Genomic DNA, 14811 nt, shown 5'->3' with positions numbered 1-14811 from the left:
ACGCCGCTACGACCGCGTGGCGGCTCCGCCGACGCTGCCCAGGCCGTGCGCCTGGGCCACCTCCACCGCGTAGAGTTCGCCCGCATCGGCCGTGAGCCCCTGCGCCAGACCGGGATCGGCGTCGCAGGCTGCCCGCCAGCCCAGATCGGCAATGGCCGTCGCGTAGGGCAGCGTGGCATTGGTGAGCGCGGTGGTGGAGGTGTGCGGTACCGCGCCCGGCATATTGGCCACGCAGTAGAACAGCGAGTCCGCCACCCGGAAGGTGGGATCCGCGTGCGTGGTCGGATGTGAGCTCTCGAAGCAGCCGCCCTGGTCGATGGCGATGTCGACCAGGACCGAGCCGGGCCGCATGCGCGCCACCAGGTCGTCGGTCACCAGTTTCGGGGCGCGCGCACCCGGCACCAGCACCGAGCCGATCACCAGATCCGCGCTCAGCACCGCCCGCTCCACCTCGGCCGCATTGGAGCCGATGGTGGTGATGCGGCCGGAGAACCGGGCGTCGAGTTCGCGCAACCGCCGCGGATTGGTGTCCAGCACGGTGATGCGCGCACCCATCCCCACCGCGACGGCGGCGGCATTGGTGCCCGCCACCCCGCCGCCGAGCACCACCACATTGGCGCGCCGCACACCCGGCACCCCGCCGAGCAGCACCCCGCCGCCGCCCTGCGGCGACATCAGGTGATACGCCCCGACCTGGGTGCCGAGCTTGCCCGCCACCTCGCTCATGGGCGCGAGCAAGGGCAGCGAGCCGTCGGCGGCGCGGACCGTCTCGTAGGCGATGGCGGTGATCCCGGATCGCAGAATCGCCTCGGTGCATTCCCGCGAGGCGGCCAGGTGCAGGTAGGTGAACAGCACCTGTCCGGCGCGCATGCGCGAGTACTCCTCGGCGATGGGTTCTTTCACCTTCACCACGAGTTCGGCCGCGCGCCACACCTCGTCCGCCGTCGGCAGGGTCCGCACCCCGACCGCGGTGTAGTCGTCGTCGCCGAAGCCCGAGCCGACCCCCGCCCCGGCCTCGATCACCACCTCGTGCCCGTGGCGCACCAACTCCCCGGCCCCGGCCGGGGTGAGCGCCACCCGATATTCCTGCTGCTTGACCTCCCGCGGCACCCCGATCCTCATACCGCCATCGTGGACCACCCGACCCGCCCTCGCCATCACCGCCGCGCCCGACTCGCCGGTGTGATCAGCGACGACCCGTGATCGCTCCGGAATTCGATCCACTCTGCTCGGCTGGACGACCGTGCTCTAGGTTCAGCCTCATGAAGATTCGTTTGGGCGAGCACGAACCGCAGATCGACGAGAGCGCGTGGATCGCGCCGAACGCCACCGTGATCGGCCGGGTGAAGCTCGGCGCGCAGGTGAGCGTCTGGTATTCGGCGGTGCTGCGCGGCGATATGGACGACATCACCGTCGGCGAGCGGACCAATATCCAGGACGGCTGCGTCCTGCACGCCGATCCGGGCTTCCCGTGCACCGTGGGCGCGGGAGTCTCGGTGGGCCACAATGCGATCCTGCACGGCTGCACGGTCGGTGACGACGTGCTCGTCGGAATGGGCGCGACGGTGCTCAATGGCGCGGTGATCGGATCGGGCAGTCTGATCGCGGCCAACGCGCTGATTCCGGAGGGTGCGCAGATCCCGCCGAACTCACTGGTCGCGGGTGTGCCCGGCAAGGTGCGCAGGGAACTGGGCGAGCAGGAGTTGGAGCGGATCAAGCTCAATGCCGCGGTGTACCTGCACAACACGGGCCTGCATCGCGACGGTCAAGAGGCTTGACTCGCCACGGCATGTGAGACTCCACACACTGATCAAGCGACCATATAAGTCCGCTGCTAGCATCGTGCCCAGCGCTCCCGGCGGACCGGGCTCTGCCGTCGCCTGTCGGGCGCGCGCACGGGGCTAGCAGGAGGTTGCAACGGTGGCGTACGAGCAAGACGGTATGCACCGACGGCGGATCAGCGTGGCCGATATCGCGGCCCAGCCGGGGGGCATGGAGGCGCTACAGCGCCGGGTCCACGAATTACGCACCAATGGAATCGAATTCGCGGCGAACGCGATCGAGCGGGAAATGGCCGCGCTGAACGTGCGCTGACGCTCCCGACACGATCCTCCTCGACCGAGGAGTCCGCGCCACGCGGTGGCGATGCGATGAAATAATGACGCACGCCTTACCGCATCGACGCGGTCACCCCCACCGATCGACTGGAGATTCGATGCCTTCCGTGCCCAGCATGCTGCAGCGCATTCTCGACAAACCGCGCCACGACGGCGAGCAACTGCTCGAGAGCGCACTGTCGGCCTTCCTGGATTTCGGCATCAAGCGGACCAGCATGGGTGAGATCGCGCGCCGCGCGGGCATCAGCCCGGCCACGCTCTACCGCCGCTTCGAATCCAAGAACGAACTCGTCGAGGCCGTCAGCGTGCGCGAGGCACAGCGCTTCGTCGCCGAAATCGACAAGCGAGCACAGGCATTCGACTCGACCGAAGACCAATTGGTGGAGACCTTCGTCGCCTTCATCACCGCACTGGCGCGCAACGAGCTGCTGCGGCGGCTGCTGCGCACCGAACCCGACCTGGTACTTCCCCGCCTCACCACCGAGGCCGGGCCGATCCTCGAGGTCGGCCGCGTCTACCTGGCGGGCAAGTTGCGCGAACTCCAGTCCGCCCAGAACACCACCGACTTCGACGCCGATCTGGTCGCGGAGATCATGGCGCGGCTGGCGCTGTCGCTGGCCCTGACCCCGGACGGCCTCATCCCGCTCGGCGACGCGCAGGCGGCCCGCGATTTCGCCCGCCGCACCCTGCTGCCCATGGTGGGCGTCAAGCCCGCCGCCCGGCGAAGCGCTTCATGATCGGCACATCCGCCCAGTGATACAGCGCCGCGGCGGCCACCAGTGACACCACCAGGCTCAGGGCCGCGAACCCGGCCCAGCCGAGGAACCCGAACCGGTTGCCGCCGATGAGATACCGCGTGATCACCACCATCACCGGGAACTGGATCAGATAGAACGCATAGGACACATTGCCCAGCCACACCATGCGCGGACGCGCGTTCAACCCACGGATACCGACCAGATCCCGCGCCGCCAGGGTGGCCACCACCGCCGCCATCGGCACCAGCAGCAGCGCCGACATCTTGTAGTTCACCGGCACCACCCAGGTAGCGGCGTAAGCAACCGCCAACCCAAGCAGCGGCGGGCCCAGACGCGTACTGCGCCACCGTCCTTCCAGCACCATCCGGGCCGCCAGCACCCCGAGGAAGAACTCCGGCAGCCGCGACAGCGGAAAGTTGTAGCTCAGCCAGTACGACGGCGAGACGGGAATGTCCGGCTGCGCGAACCAGCGCGGATCGGCGTGCAACTCGAAGTACGGCGAGGCGTCCCCGGGCAGCAGACGCGGCGCGAAGGCATTGGCGATCCCCTTCGGCCCCGGCACCCACAGGTAATACGCCGTGTGCAGCGCGAAGACGAACAGCACCAGCAGCCCGGCGGCCAACAGCAGCCGCCGGGCCGGAATCCGCCGAATGAGCGGGTACACCAGCGGAAAGCTCAGGTAGAACAGCATTTCCGAGGCCAACGACCACGCCGGGACGTTCAACCCGCCCACCGTGGTCCACTTCGGCACCCAGGTGTGCACCAGGAACAGATTCGGCACCCACACCACCGCCCGCGACAGCGGCACACTCGCCGCCACCACGAACACCACCCCCGCCAGCACATGCGTGGGATAGATCTTCAGCACCCGCCGCCGATAGAACCCGCGCACCGACATCCCGGGCCGGAACGACCAGTAGATGATGAACCCCGACAACACGAAGAAGAACGTGACCCCCGCCGCCCCCAACTGCATCGGCACCAGATTGTGCAAGTGCCGGAACAACTCGGATTTCTGAAACGGATACACCGGCAAGAACACCAGCGCGTGCAGAGCGAACACCGCGAACGCCGCCCACCACCGCGCACCGGTCAACGACGGCAGCGCGGGCCGACGCTGCGCCGCCGACGCGAGCGCGCCGCTCGCGACGGCGGGTGCCACCTCGACCATCAGCGCTCGACCTGGGCGTAGATCCCGTCGGCCACCACGGCGTCACCCTGCTCGGACGGATGGAACGGAATGGCATCGGGATCGCGCGGATCCTGGAAGTCGTTGATCCACGGCTGCGGCGAGCACAGCCCGTGTCCGGCCGTCGCCGCCCGCGTGTCGTAGAAGTCGATATCGAGCAGCCGCGCCGCCTCCCGCTGCGCGCTGTCGAGCCGGTTCACGAATTCGATGGCCGCCCGCCCGCGCGGCTGGACGAAGCGCGCGACACCGAAGGCGTTGAAGCACACCGACTCCGGTCCCGAGCCGAAGAGTTCGGGATAACCGACCATGAGAATGCGGGCATTGGGTGCGTAGTACTGCACGTACTCCACCACCGGGCGAATCCGGGCGGCATAGGCGGTGCCGGTGACCTCCCGGTAGTCGGGAATGCGACCCTGTTCGGCGGCGTCGACACCGCATCCCTGGATGAGGTTGAGCACGCACTGCTGCAATGCGAACCACATGGTGGTGTCGTGTGCGCCCCAGCGGTCGTTGAGTCCGAATTGCAGGGTCACCAGTTCGGTGCGCGGACCGAACGCACCCTGTTTGTCGGCCTGTTTGGCCTCCCAGGCCGCGGTGTAGTTCGGCGGAGTGTCGAGTGACGCTCCGGGACAGGACATATCGAGGAAGTCCGGGGTGCCCGCCACACCCATGCGCTGGCTCAGCCGGGTGGGCCAGGAGGTCTCACCGTGCCAGCAGTCGATGGTCTCGGATTCCAGAATCCAGGCATTGGAGCTGAAAGAATCACCCAGGACGACAAGCGTTTTGCCCTCGGCGGGCGTGGCCGTGCCGACTCCCGCCCCCGTGACGGAGGCGGCGATCGCCAGTACCGCCGCCGCCACCCGGCGGACACCGATCCAGTTTCCCACCCGTGCCTCCGCTCAGTATCCGGCTCGCGGCTCGAATCCCGGGTCCGGCAGTGTCGGAGCGGGTTTCGGCGGTTCCGGCGCGGGCTGCTGCCCCGCGGGCACGGTCGGTGCGGCGGGCGGGGCGGGCGCCTGCGGCGTCTGCGCGGGTGGCGCCTGCGGCACGGCGCTCGGCGGCGCGGGGGCCTCCACGGACGGCGACGGCTCCGGCGACGGCTCCGGCGACGGCTCCGAGGCCGGTTCCGAGGTCGGCTCCGAAGTCGGTTCGGCCACGGTCGAGGGGGCCACACTGCTCGACGGCGCCGGGGCCTGCTCGTCATCACTTCCGGAACATGCCACCGCGCCCGACAGCAGTGCGATTCCGCCGACCACCGCCACCGCGAGCCGACCTCGGAGCCAAGACTTCATATGAACCTCGTACATAGATCTGAAACAACTACAGTTCACTAGGTCGAGAGTGTAAGCGCGCCGACACACAACCCGGACCGGTTCCGCGATCATTTCCCATGCGCGGTCCGCTGCCCATCCCCGAATTCCGTGGGCGGCGTGTCCGAAAGCGCTGCGCACCGCGCCCACCCGGCGTAAATCCGCCATCCTTCGTAAGCTGCCGCCATGACGAGATCGCACGCCGCCCCCGCCGAGACGGCGCGGTACTGGGCCCGCTTTCCCGACCGGCACGGCTGGACATCGGGTGAGCAGGCCACCACGGTCGTGCGGCGACGCGTGCTGCACGACCGCGTCTACGACGAATCGTTTCGCACCTGGGGCGGCTGGGCCCCCACCGCGGCCCTCTACGACATCGAGGACCCGCGCCCCTCGACGGTGCCGCATCTGGTGGAGATCAGCGCCGCCGACGCCGACCTGCTGCTGGTCGACCGGTTCGGCGTGATCGGCGCGACCGGGCAGGCGGAGTCTGTGATCGAGACTCCGGAACTGCCTGCGGCGGAAGCGGACTCGCTGCGCGCCCACTGGGATCACCTCACCCGGGTCGCCGGTGCGACGGCGAAAGCGCTCGACGAACTGCTCGGCGAGCTGCCCGCGTCCTATGCCGCGGGCCGGGTCGATCGCGCCCCCGTGAAATCGCCCGAATCGGTGCGGCGCCAGGTGGCGGTGCTGTACTCGGAGGGCGTCACGCTGCCCACCGCCCTGCGCGTGATCAACGACATCATCCGCTTCACCGTGGTGCTCGACGCCGACGCCTACACCGAGGCCGTCGACCGAATCACCGACCTGCTGGCGGCGCGCGGATTCACCCCGGTGCCCGGATCATCGGCGGACTCCTGGGAGAATCCGCGCTACCGCGACCGTCGCGCGGTGTGGACCGCCCCGGACGACACGGCGCGCCTCGAGATCCAGTTCCACACCGCCGCCAGTCTCGCGGCGCGAGAGCGCGACCAGCAGCTGCACGACTTCGCCCGGCAGTCCGAACTCTGGCCCGCCGGCGCCCATCCCGGCGGCGCGGCCTTCGTCCGGCACAGCTCGTGGTGGTGCGTCCCCGAATCCCCGGAGAACGGCCGCTCGATGGCCGCCCTACTCGGCTACCCCACCACCGAGGAGGCGCTGCGCGATCTGGTGGCCGCGCCCACCCGCCTGGCCTACCTGCTGAATCTCCCGACCAACGATCTGCACCCGCTGCTCCAGGTGCGCCGTCTGATCACGGCCTTCGTGACCGGTCCCCCGGTGCCGCATGTCGACGATGCCGACGCGGTGGCGGCGGCGACGGTCGCACTGACCTCCGCGCTGCTGTCCGAGATCGGCGAATCCGACGGCAGGGCGGTCATCTTCGGCGTGCCGCATCCGGCCACCGGCGATGCCGTCCTCGAGATCCGCCGAGCGGCTCGCCTGCTGATCGGCGCGGCCATCGTGCAGCGCGGTGATCTGGACGGGCAGCAGGGTGCGCGCGCCGCCCCGGCCGGATCCACGGGTGCGGTGGTCGCCGCACTGCTGGGTCTCGCGGATGAGGCCAGCGTGCACCGCGAGCCAGCCCTGGCCGCCCGGCGGCTCGCCTTTCTGCTGGGCATTCCCGCCCGCAACCCCACCGCGCTGCACATCCTCGCCCGCGTCCTGGAGACCTTCCTCGAACAGGCGCGGATCCCGCCGCTGGGCCATACCGACGAACTGATGGCGGAGACCGATCGGGTGGCGGGGGCGGCCACCCCGTCGTGTTCGGAGCTCTACCGCACGGCGGCCAGGGGTTTCGGCGTGTCCGACCTCAGTGCCGACGGTGCGGGCATCTACCGAATCTGTTCCCACGCCGCGGTTTTCCTGTTCAAAGCGGCACTGATCCGCCGGATCGACTGAGCGACCGCGGGTGCGCACCCGCGGTCGCTTCGCCTCACGCCCGTACTTCGCTGCGGTCGCCGCTCCAGAGGGTGTGGAACTTGCCCTCGGCGTCGACGCGCTCGTAGGTGTGCGCGCCGAAGAAGTCGCGCTGCCCCTGGGTGAGGGCGGCCGGGAGGCGTTCGGCGCGCAGCGCGTCGTAGTAGGACAGCGAGGACGCGAACGCCGGGACCGGGATGCCGAGCAGGGTGGCCGTGGACACCACGCGCCGCCAGGAGTCGATGGCGGTCTCGATGGCCTGCCGGAAGTAGGGGGCCAGGATCAGGCTCGGCAGGTCCGGGTTCGCCTCGTACGCCTCCTTGATCCGGTTCAGGAACCGCGCGCGGATGATGCAGCCGCCCCGCCAGATGGTGGCCATGTCACCGGGGGCGAGATCCCAGTCGTATTCGGCGGACCCGGCCGCGATCTGGTCGAAGCCCTGGGCGTAGGCGACGATCTTGGAGGCGTACAGGGCCTGGCGGATGTCCTCGGTGAACTGCGCGATGTCGGTGGGCCGCTCGGCCAGGGTGCCCGCGGCCAGCCCGACCGCGGCCTTGCGCTGAGCCCGCGAACCCGACAGCGCGCGGGCGAACACGGCCTCGGCGATACCGGTGACCGGTACACCGAGATCGAGCGCGGACTTGACCGTCCAGCGGCCGGTGCCCTTCTGCTCGGCGGCATCGACGATCACGTCGACCAGCGGCTTGCCGGTGGCGGCGTCGACCTGGTTCAGCACCTCGGCGGTGATCTCGACCAGGTAGGACTCCAGATCACCGGAGTTCCAGTCGGTGAACACGTCGGCGATCTGCTTGGCGTCCAGGCCCAGCGCGTCGCGGAACAGGTGATACGCCTCGCCGATGAGCTGCATATCGGCGTACTCGATGCCGTTGTGCACCATCTTCACGAAATGCCCGGACCCGTCGGGGCCGATATGGGTGCAGCACGGGGTGCCGTCGACCTGCGCGGCGATGGACTCCAGCATCGGCCCCAGCGACTCGTAGGACTCCGCGGGCCCGCCCGGCATGATGGCCGGACCGTTGAGCGCGCCTTCCTCACCGCCGGAGATGCCCGCGCCCACGAAGTTCAGCCCGCGCGCGGCCATCGCCTTCTCGCGCCGGATGGTGTCGGTGTAGAGCGCGTTGCCGCCGTCGATGATGATGTCGCCGGGCTCCATGGCGTCGGCGAGCTCGGCGATAACCGCGTCGGTGGCATCGCCCGCCTTCACCATGATCAGCACCCGCCGTGGCTTCTCCAGCGCGGCCACGAACTCGGCGATGGTCTCGGTGCGCACGAAATCACCCTCGCCGCCGTACGCCTCGAGCAGGGCGTCGGTCTTGGCGACACTGCGGTTGTGCAGGGCAACGGTGTACCCGTTGCGCGCGAAGTTGCGAGCGATATTGCTGCCCATGACCGCGAGGCCGGTAACGCCGATCTGGGCACGCGCTTCCGAGGTCGCCATGAAAGAGCCTCTTTCCGTTCGACAGGTGTGAATGCGAGGCAAACCCTACCCGGATGGCGCGGCCCGATCAGCGGGCGGTGAACTCCACCGGCAGTCGCTCCGGACCGCGGATCACCACGTTCGGTTTGAACACCGGCTCCGCCGTGCGCAGGCTCATCTCGCCCACCGTGCGCAGCAGCACCTCGAGCAGCACCTCCATCGGGTGGCGGCCTCCGTCAGCTCGCTCACGCGCGCGGCGACGGTGCCGTTGACCGGGGTGTCGGTGCTGGTCATGAATTTCCTCTCCTGCCGATCGAATGCCCGGCCATTCGATCGAATCCGGGTGAATTCCGCATGGCCGCAAGCCATTCCATTCCGATATCCGATCGGGTGATCGAGATCGCGGCCGCACCGAACTCCCCGTCCGACCGACGAGACCCCCGCCCGGACCGAGGTCCGAGCGGGGGTCCCTGTCCCCCCGGCGCTACGCGCCGGAGTCCTTACTTCGCCGGCTTGACGGGCATCGGCGAATTGATGGTGGTGAAGTACTGCACCGCCGCCATGATGGCGACCGGCGCGGTGATCAGGATCTGACCGGCGAGCGTGCCCAGCGACCCCATCGCGAGGATGCCGCCGATGCAGCCGACGGCCGCGGCCGGGATGAACGGACCGAACAGGCCGACAATGGTGGCCGAGGCGATGGTGGCGCCGGCGATGCCGCCCAGGATGCAGCCCACGCCCGCGCCGCCGATACCGCCGACCAGGGTCGCGACGGCCGCGCCCAAGCTGATGGTGGTGGTCATCCGGCTCCAGGCGTCCTTCTCCCGGTCGTATTCGGTCTTCCAGGACGCCCGGTCCTCGAACGGCAGCGCGACCGGCTTGTACTCCGCGTGCGCGAGGCTGAACAGCGGGGTGAGCGTGACGGTGCGGTCGACGACGTCGGCGGCGATCGGGAAGACGAATTCGTCCACCCGGAAGGACAGTTCGGTGCCCGCGATGACATCGCCGTTGGGGGCCTTGATCTTCAGCACGCCGTTGTCGACGTCCAGGGAGCCCGCGTCGGTCGTGATGACGGTGGAGGTTTCGGTGGTGGTCGCGGTGTAGTTGACGACGCCCCCGTCGGCGTGAGCCGTACCGGTGGCTCCGGCGGTGATGCCCAGCGCGGCGGCGAGCAGCGCGGACGCCGCGGCAGTTTTCCTCATCGGTGTGTGTTCCTTCTACTTTCTCGTGTTCCCGAACGGGAGACCGGCGCGTGGGGTACGCGCACGCTTGTGTGACCCGATTCCGGCACCGAACCGCGCACTACAGATCCAGCACCAGCACATCCGAATGCGCCCGCGAGACGCACAGCATCATGGTGTCGCCGCGCTCGCGCTCGGCGGCGGTCAGGATGGTGTCGCGGTGGTCGATCTCGCCGTCCAGGACGGCGGTCTCGCAGCTGCCGCAGGTGCCCTCGCGGCACGAGGTGATCACCGGCACGCCCGCGCTCTCCAGCACATCCGCGATGGACCGGCCGACCGGCACCCGCAGCGTGCGGGCGCCGGCGGCCAGGCGGATCTCGAACTCCCGGTCGACGGCGTCGCCGGTGTCACGGGCGGTGAAACGCTCGGTGTGCGCCGTGAGACCGCCGCTGCCGCAGAACTTCTCGACCGCGTCCAGCAGCGGCGCGGGTCCGCAGCAGTACACCGTGGCGGTGGTGTCCGCGAGTATCCGGTCCACCGGCAGCAGCCCGAATTCGTTCTGCGGCACCAGGTTCACCCGCGGATAGCGGCGTGCCAGCTCATCGGCGAAGGCCATGTGCGCCCGAGTCCGAGCGCCGTAGTGCAGGGTCCACCGTGCCCCGGCCCGCTCGGCGGCCGCGAGCATGGGCAGGATGGGAGTGATCCCGATCCCGCCCGCCACGAAGAGGTACTCCGGGGCCACGACGAGTTCGAAGTGGTTGCGGGGCAGCGAAACCGACAGCTCCGTACCGGGTGTCGCGGTGCGGTGCAGGTGATCGGAGCCACCCCGCCCGCCGGGCTCGTGCAGGACGGCGATGCGCCAGCGGCGGTCGTCGCCCGGGTCGCCGCACAGCGAGTACTGCCGTACCCCGGCCGCGCCGACACCCACGTCGATATGCGCGCCCGCCGACCAGGTCGGCAGCGCGCCGCCGTCGACGGCGGCGAGATCGAGTGCGAACACACCCTCGGCAACGTCTCGGCGATCGGTCACCCGGACCGTCAACTCGGTCATCGCATCCCCTCGGAATCGGTGTCGCCAACACCCTGACCGAGCCGCGCGCCCGATCCGCTCCCGCTCAACGGAGTCGATTAGACCGATCGAGATTGACTATCGCCCCGGTCGCGGCCACCGCCGTCGCCACAGACTGACCCCATGAGCGCTGTACCGGAACTGGTCGACAGGACCAGACAGTTCGTACTCGACCAGGTGATCCCGGTGGAACGCGAGGTGGTGGCGGGCGGCCGCGTCACCGACGACGCACTACGGCTGGATCTCCAGAAGAAGGCCAAGGAGGCGGGGGTCTTCGGCCCGCTCTCCGATCCGAGCCACGGCGGTCTCGGACTCGACACCCGCGGCCAGGCCGAGGTCCTCGAAGCGGCCGGGGCCAGCCTGCTCGGCCCCCTCGCGGTGAACGCCTGGGCTCCCGACGACGGCAATATCCATCTGCTCAGCCATGTCGCCGATGCCGAGCAGCGCGACCGCTACCTGGCCCCGCTGGCCTCCGGTGAGGTGCGCTCGGCCATCGCCATGACCGAACCGGCCCCCGGTGCTGGCTCGGATCCGCGCATGCTGCGCACCGTCGCCGAGGAGACCGACGACGGCTGGGTCATCAACGGGGACAAGCACTTCACCACCGGCGCGCAGGGCGCGGCGTTCGTCATCTGCGTGGCCGCGACCGCGGACGGCCCCACCATGTTCCTGGTCGACCAGGACAATCCCGGCATGCAGGTTGGCCGCCGCATGCCCACCCTGGACCACACCAGCGCCCCGGGCGGGCACTGCGAGGTGCGGTTCACCGACTGCGCGGTCCCCGACTCCGCGGTGCTCGGCGAGGTGGGCCGGGGCCTGGAGCTGGCGCAGGTGCGGCTGGCCCCGTCGCGGCTGGTGTTCTGCATGAACTGGCTCGGCCTGGCGGTGCGGGCGCAACAGCTCACCGTCGAGCACATCACGCACCGCTCGTCCTTCGGCGTCCCGGTGGCCGAGCACGGCATGGCGCAGGCGCTCGTCGCCGACAGCGAGATCGACATCGCCGCCGCCCGCAGCCTGGTGCGCAGCACCGCCGCCACCATCGACGCGCACGGCCCGACCTCGCCGCAGGCCAGGCACGAGGCGTCGATCACGAAAACCTTCGTCTCCGAGGCGGTCTGGCGGGTGCTGGACCGCGCCGTGCAGCTGCACGGCGGCCTCGGCATCTGCGAGGACCACCTGGTGGCCCGATTCCTGGTGGAGGCCAGAGCCTTCCGCATCTACGAGGGCCCCTCGGAGGTCCTGCGCTGGTCCATTGCCCGCCGCGTCCTGCGCGGACCCCGTTGAAGGGAATAGCACCGATGACCACGAGAACCCTGTCCGGCTTCGCCGCGGCGTACCCGGAACTCGACCCCGACGCCGTGGATTACGGCTACCTGCGCGATGTCTCGCAGGCCATGGTGCCGTTCGGCCGCCAGGTCGGCACCGTCGTGACCGAGATCTCCGCCGACCGCGCGGTGGTCGAGATCCCGGCGGGTGACGCCGTGCGCAATCACATGGGCACCGTGCACGCCGGAGCCCTGTTCACCGCCGCCGACATCGCGGGTGCGGCGGCCTTCGTGGGCGGGGCGGCCACCCGGCTACACACCATCGCGCAGCTGGTACTGCGTGGCGGGTCGGCCTCCTATCGCAAACCGGCGCTGGGCCGCATCCGCGCCGTCGCCACCGTCGATCCGCGCGAGCTGGCCGAGATCCTGGCCGCCACCGAGTCACGGCGCTTCGAATTGTCCGGCAAGGCCGCCCTGCTCGACGACAACGACGTGACGGTCGCCAAGTTCACCTTCGACTACGTGTGCGATGTCGCCGTCGCCGGGGCGGAGGCGTGATGACCAGCGCGCCCCCCGAATCGCGTTCGGAGTTCGGTGACCTCGCTTCGACCCGCGTCGAGACCTCCGACGGTGTCGCCTTCACCGTGCGGTGGCTGCCCGCCGAGCGCGCCGACGCGCCCGTCGTGCTGATCCTGCCCGCCATGGCCATGAAGGCGCGCAACTACCTGCCGCTCGCCACAGCGCTGCACGCCCAGGGACTTTCGGTCGCCACCGTGGACCTGCGCGCCCACGGTGAGGCGACACCGCCGCTCGGCGAGCACACCGATTTCGGCTACCGCGAAATGCTGGAGATCGACCTGCCCGCCATTGTCGGCGCGGTCGAGCAGCGCTTCCCGAGCGCGCCGCTGCACCTGTTCGGGCACAGCCTGGGCGGTCAACTGGCCCTGCTGTTCGCCGCCGCCGAACCCGAACGCGTCGCCGGGGTGACGGTGATCGGCACCGGCACGGTGTTCTGGTGGGCCTTCGGACCGCGCCGATGGTTCGAGGCGCTGAGCCAGATCCAGTGGATCGGCCTGGTGGCGCGGTTCAAGGGGCACTGGCCCGGCGGTGTGCTGATCCCCGCGCCCATGCCCGGCGGCGTCATGGTCGACTGGTCGGTCCACTCGCTCACCGGCTACTACCGCCCGCGCGGCACCTCCCGGCGCTACAACAGCCTGCTGGCGCGCATGACGCTGCCCGCCCTGGTCATCTCGCTCTCCGACGATGTGCTCGGGCCGAAATCCAATGTCGACTTCCTGGTGTCGCGCATGCCCGCCGCGCGGGTGAGCCGCTGGCATATCGACGAGAACTCGGAGGTGGCGCATCGCGACCACTTCCGGTGGGTGAAGGACGCCCCCGCCATCGCGGCCGGTGTGGCGACGTGGATCACGACCGGCGCGCCGGTCTGAAGGAGAACCGGTGGCCCGGCTGCACATCGACGCGGTATCCAAGAGGTTCGGCACGGAGTACGCGGTGCGCGAGGTGAGCCTCGACATCGCCGACGGGGAATTCATGGTGTTGCTCGGCCCCAGCGGCTGCGGCAAATCCACCCTGCTGCGCATGATCGCGGGGCTGGAGGAGCCGACGTCGGGGCGAATCCTGCTGGACGGCAATGACATCACCGACGCCGCACCGCAGCGGCGGGATCTTGCGATGGTGTTCCAGAGCTATGCGCTGTACCCGCACCTGACGGTGGCGAAGAATATCGGCTTCCCGCTGCGGTCGCGCCGTCAGCCGCGCGCCCGCATCGCCGAGCGGGTCGCCGAGGTGGCCCACACGCTGGAGCTGTCGGCGCTGCTCGAGCGCCGCCCGGCCGCGCTGTCGGGCGGTCAGCGGCAGCGAGTCGCGTTGGCGCGCGCCATGGTTCGCGATCCGGGCGCCTTCCTCATGGATGAGCCGCTGTCGAATCTGGACGCCAAACTGCGCAGCGCCACCCGCGCCGAACTCATCGCCCTGCACCGCCGCCTCGGGGCCACCTTCCTGTACGTGACCCACGACCAAGTGGAGGCCATGACCATGGCCTCCCGGATCGCTCTGCTCGACGCGGGCCGGGTGGAGCAGGTCGGCACTCCCGAGGAGCTCTACGACCGGCCCCGCACCGCTTTCGTCGCCGGGTTCCTCGGCTCCCCACCCATGAACCTGTTTCCCGCGGTCGTGACCCGGCGCGACGGCGGGTTGCGGGTGATGGCCGACGGCATCGACGCCGCTCTGGGCATCACGGCGGATTCCGGCGAGGACACCGTGGTCACCGCCGGAATCCGCCCCGAACGGCTGCGCGTCGACGCCGCCGCCACCGCCGTGCGCGGGCGCGTGACCATGGTCGAGAACCTGGGCAGCGAGGAGCTGGTGCACGTCGACACCGGCACCCGCACGCTGTGCGCCCGCACCCCGCGACCGGCCGGGGTGCGGGCGGGCCAGGAGGTCGGCTTCCGGGTCGACCCCGCCCAGATCCACCTGTTCCATCCCGACTCCGGACTGCGCCTGACCTGGCAGGAGCCGCACGCGGATCCGACGCCGACCCCGGACGCGGCAGCCGTGCCCGTCCCCTGATA

Annotated in this window: 16 protein-coding genes; 8 read left to right on the top strand and 8 right to left on the bottom strand. The window is 69.9% G+C overall.

Annotation, left to right across the window (positions count from 1 at the left end):
* Positions 1 to 6: 6 nt before the first annotated feature.
* Positions 7 to 1122: an alanine dehydrogenase gene (gene ald, locus QMO76_RS00505; protein ID WP_306359122.1), complete on the bottom strand. Its 1116-nt coding sequence runs from the start codon at positions 1120 to 1122 to the stop codon at positions 7 to 9.
* Between the two features lie 140 nt (positions 1123 to 1262).
* On the opposite strand from ald, the gene QMO76_RS00500 reads away from it, so the two are divergent.
* The 3 genes from QMO76_RS00500 to QMO76_RS00490 all read left to right on the top strand — a co-directional run bounded on the left by QMO76_RS00500 (position 1263) and on the right by QMO76_RS00490 (position 2854).
* A complete protein-coding gene (locus QMO76_RS00500) occupies positions 1263 to 1778 on the top strand; it encodes a gamma carbonic anhydrase family protein (protein WP_306359121.1) in 516 nt (171 codons plus the stop codon).
* A gap of 142 nt (positions 1779 to 1920) precedes the next feature.
* Positions 1921 to 2094, top strand: a complete 174-nt coding sequence (locus QMO76_RS00495; protein ID WP_306359120.1) for a hypothetical protein — start codon at positions 1921 to 1923, stop codon at positions 2092 to 2094.
* 121 nt (positions 2095 to 2215) lie between these two features.
* Complete coding sequence (locus QMO76_RS00490; protein ID WP_306359119.1) at positions 2216 to 2854, top strand: TetR/AcrR family transcriptional regulator; 639 nt, start codon at positions 2216 to 2218, stop codon at positions 2852 to 2854.
* On the opposite strand, the gene QMO76_RS00485 is transcribed toward QMO76_RS00490, so the two are convergent.
* The 3 genes from QMO76_RS00485 to QMO76_RS00475 are packed head-to-tail and all read right to left on the bottom strand — an operon-like array spanning position 2823 to position 5356.
* Entirely contained in the window at positions 2823 to 4046 is a 1224-nt protein-coding gene (locus QMO76_RS00485) for an acyltransferase (protein WP_306359118.1), read from the bottom strand. The genes QMO76_RS00490 and QMO76_RS00485 overlap by 32 nt on opposite strands.
* Positions 4046 to 4951 carry an SGNH/GDSL hydrolase family protein gene (locus QMO76_RS00480; protein ID WP_306359117.1) on the bottom strand — a complete coding sequence of 302 codons (906 nt, stop codon included), beginning with the start codon at positions 4949 to 4951 and terminating at the stop codon, positions 4046 to 4048. Before QMO76_RS00480 ends, QMO76_RS00485 begins: the two co-directional genes overlap by 1 nt.
* Before the next feature lie 12 nt (positions 4952 to 4963).
* Positions 4964 to 5356: a hypothetical protein gene (locus QMO76_RS00475; RefSeq protein ID WP_306359116.1), complete on the bottom strand. Its 393-nt coding sequence runs from the start codon at positions 5354 to 5356 to the stop codon at positions 4964 to 4966.
* Between the two features lie 204 nt (positions 5357 to 5560).
* On the opposite strand from QMO76_RS00475, the gene QMO76_RS00470 reads away from it, so the two are divergent.
* On the top strand, positions 5561 to 7249 hold the full coding sequence (locus QMO76_RS00470) for a hypothetical protein (protein WP_306359115.1): 1689 nt from the start codon (positions 5561 to 5563) through the stop codon (positions 7247 to 7249).
* 34 nt (positions 7250 to 7283) lie between these two features.
* On the opposite strand, the gene gndA is transcribed toward QMO76_RS00470, so the two are convergent.
* From gndA to QMO76_RS00450, 4 genes are all read right to left on the bottom strand, one after another.
* Entirely contained in the window at positions 7284 to 8726 is a 1443-nt protein-coding gene (gndA, locus tag QMO76_RS00465; protein WP_306359114.1) for an NADP-dependent phosphogluconate dehydrogenase, read from the bottom strand.
* Positions 8727 to 8793: 67 nt separating this feature from the next.
* A complete protein-coding gene (locus QMO76_RS00460; protein ID WP_306359113.1) occupies positions 8794 to 8925 on the bottom strand; it encodes a hypothetical protein in 132 nt (43 codons plus the stop codon).
* 280 nt (positions 8926 to 9205) lie between these two features.
* Positions 9206 to 9907, bottom strand: coding sequence for a hypothetical protein (locus QMO76_RS00455; RefSeq protein ID WP_306359112.1), 702 nt, complete (start codon positions 9905 to 9907; stop codon positions 9206 to 9208).
* Positions 9908 to 10007: 100 nt separating this feature from the next.
* Entirely contained in the window at positions 10008 to 10937 is a 930-nt protein-coding gene (locus tag QMO76_RS00450; protein WP_306359111.1) for a PDR/VanB family oxidoreductase, read from the bottom strand.
* 141 nt (positions 10938 to 11078) lie between these two features.
* Here QMO76_RS00450 and QMO76_RS00445 point away from each other — a divergent pair, with 141 nt between their 5' ends.
* The 4 genes from QMO76_RS00445 to QMO76_RS00430 are packed head-to-tail and all read left to right on the top strand — an operon-like array spanning position 11079 to position 14809.
* Positions 11079 to 12239 (top strand): acyl-CoA dehydrogenase family protein, encoded by a 1161-nt coding sequence (locus QMO76_RS00445; RefSeq protein ID WP_306359110.1) that lies wholly within the window; start codon positions 11079 to 11081, stop codon positions 12237 to 12239.
* Positions 12240 to 12253: 14 nt separating this feature from the next.
* Positions 12254 to 12778, top strand: a complete 525-nt coding sequence (locus QMO76_RS00440; RefSeq protein WP_306359109.1) for a YiiD C-terminal domain-containing protein — start codon at positions 12254 to 12256, stop codon at positions 12776 to 12778.
* A complete protein-coding gene (locus tag QMO76_RS00435) occupies positions 12778 to 13668 on the top strand; it encodes an alpha/beta fold hydrolase (protein ID WP_306359108.1) in 891 nt (296 codons plus the stop codon). The genes QMO76_RS00440 and QMO76_RS00435 overlap by 1 nt, the downstream gene beginning before the upstream one ends.
* 10 nt (positions 13669 to 13678) lie before the next feature.
* Complete coding sequence (locus QMO76_RS00430; RefSeq protein WP_306359107.1) at positions 13679 to 14809, top strand: ABC transporter ATP-binding protein; 1131 nt, start codon at positions 13679 to 13681, stop codon at positions 14807 to 14809.
* The last annotated feature ends 2 nt before the right edge of the window (positions 14810 to 14811 follow it).

This window comes from Nocardia sp. CC227C (assembly GCF_030767025.1).
GTDB lineage: Bacteria > Actinomycetota > Actinomycetes > Mycobacteriales > Mycobacteriaceae > Nocardia.
Note: the sequence above shows the minus strand (reverse complement) of the source record. Positions and strands in the feature narration are given on the sequence as shown.

What these genes read in the sequence shown, in the direction of transcription:
- QMO76_RS00490 (WP_306359119.1), top strand. Translation starts at nt 2,216, where the DNA reads ATGCCTTCCGTGCCCAGCATGCTGCAGCGCATTCTCGACAAACCGCGC.
- QMO76_RS00485 (WP_306359118.1), bottom strand. Translation starts at nt 4,046, where the DNA reads ATGGTCGAGGTGGCACCCGCCGTCGCGAGCGGCGCGCTCGCGTCGGCG.
- QMO76_RS00450 (WP_306359111.1), bottom strand. Translation starts at nt 10,937, where the DNA reads ATGACCGAGTTGACGGTCCGGGTGACCGATCGCCGAGACGTTGCCGAG.
- QMO76_RS00470 (WP_306359115.1), top strand. Translation starts at nt 5,561, where the DNA reads ATGACGAGATCGCACGCCGCCCCCGCCGAGACGGCGCGGTACTGGGCC.
- QMO76_RS00500 (WP_306359121.1), top strand. Translation starts at nt 1,263, where the DNA reads ATGAAGATTCGTTTGGGCGAGCACGAACCGCAGATCGACGAGAGCGCG.
- QMO76_RS00460 (WP_306359113.1), bottom strand. Translation starts at nt 8,925, where the DNA reads ATGGAGGTGCTGCTCGAGGTGCTGCTGCGCACGGTGGGCGAGATGAGC.
- QMO76_RS00445 (WP_306359110.1), top strand. Translation starts at nt 11,079, where the DNA reads ATGAGCGCTGTACCGGAACTGGTCGACAGGACCAGACAGTTCGTACTC.
- QMO76_RS00435 (WP_306359108.1), top strand. Translation starts at nt 12,778, where the DNA reads ATGACCAGCGCGCCCCCCGAATCGCGTTCGGAGTTCGGTGACCTCGCT.
- ald (WP_306359122.1), bottom strand. Translation starts at nt 1,122, where the DNA reads ATGAGGATCGGGGTGCCGCGGGAGGTCAAGCAGCAGGAATATCGGGTG.
- QMO76_RS00475 (WP_306359116.1), bottom strand. Translation starts at nt 5,356, where the DNA reads ATGAAGTCTTGGCTCCGAGGTCGGCTCGCGGTGGCGGTGGTCGGCGGA.
- gndA (WP_306359114.1), bottom strand. Translation starts at nt 8,726, where the DNA reads ATGGCGACCTCGGAAGCGCGTGCCCAGATCGGCGTTACCGGCCTCGCG.
- QMO76_RS00455 (WP_306359112.1), bottom strand. Translation starts at nt 9,907, where the DNA reads ATGAGGAAAACTGCCGCGGCGTCCGCGCTGCTCGCCGCCGCGCTGGGC.
- QMO76_RS00440 (WP_306359109.1), top strand. Translation starts at nt 12,254, where the DNA reads ATGACCACGAGAACCCTGTCCGGCTTCGCCGCGGCGTACCCGGAACTC.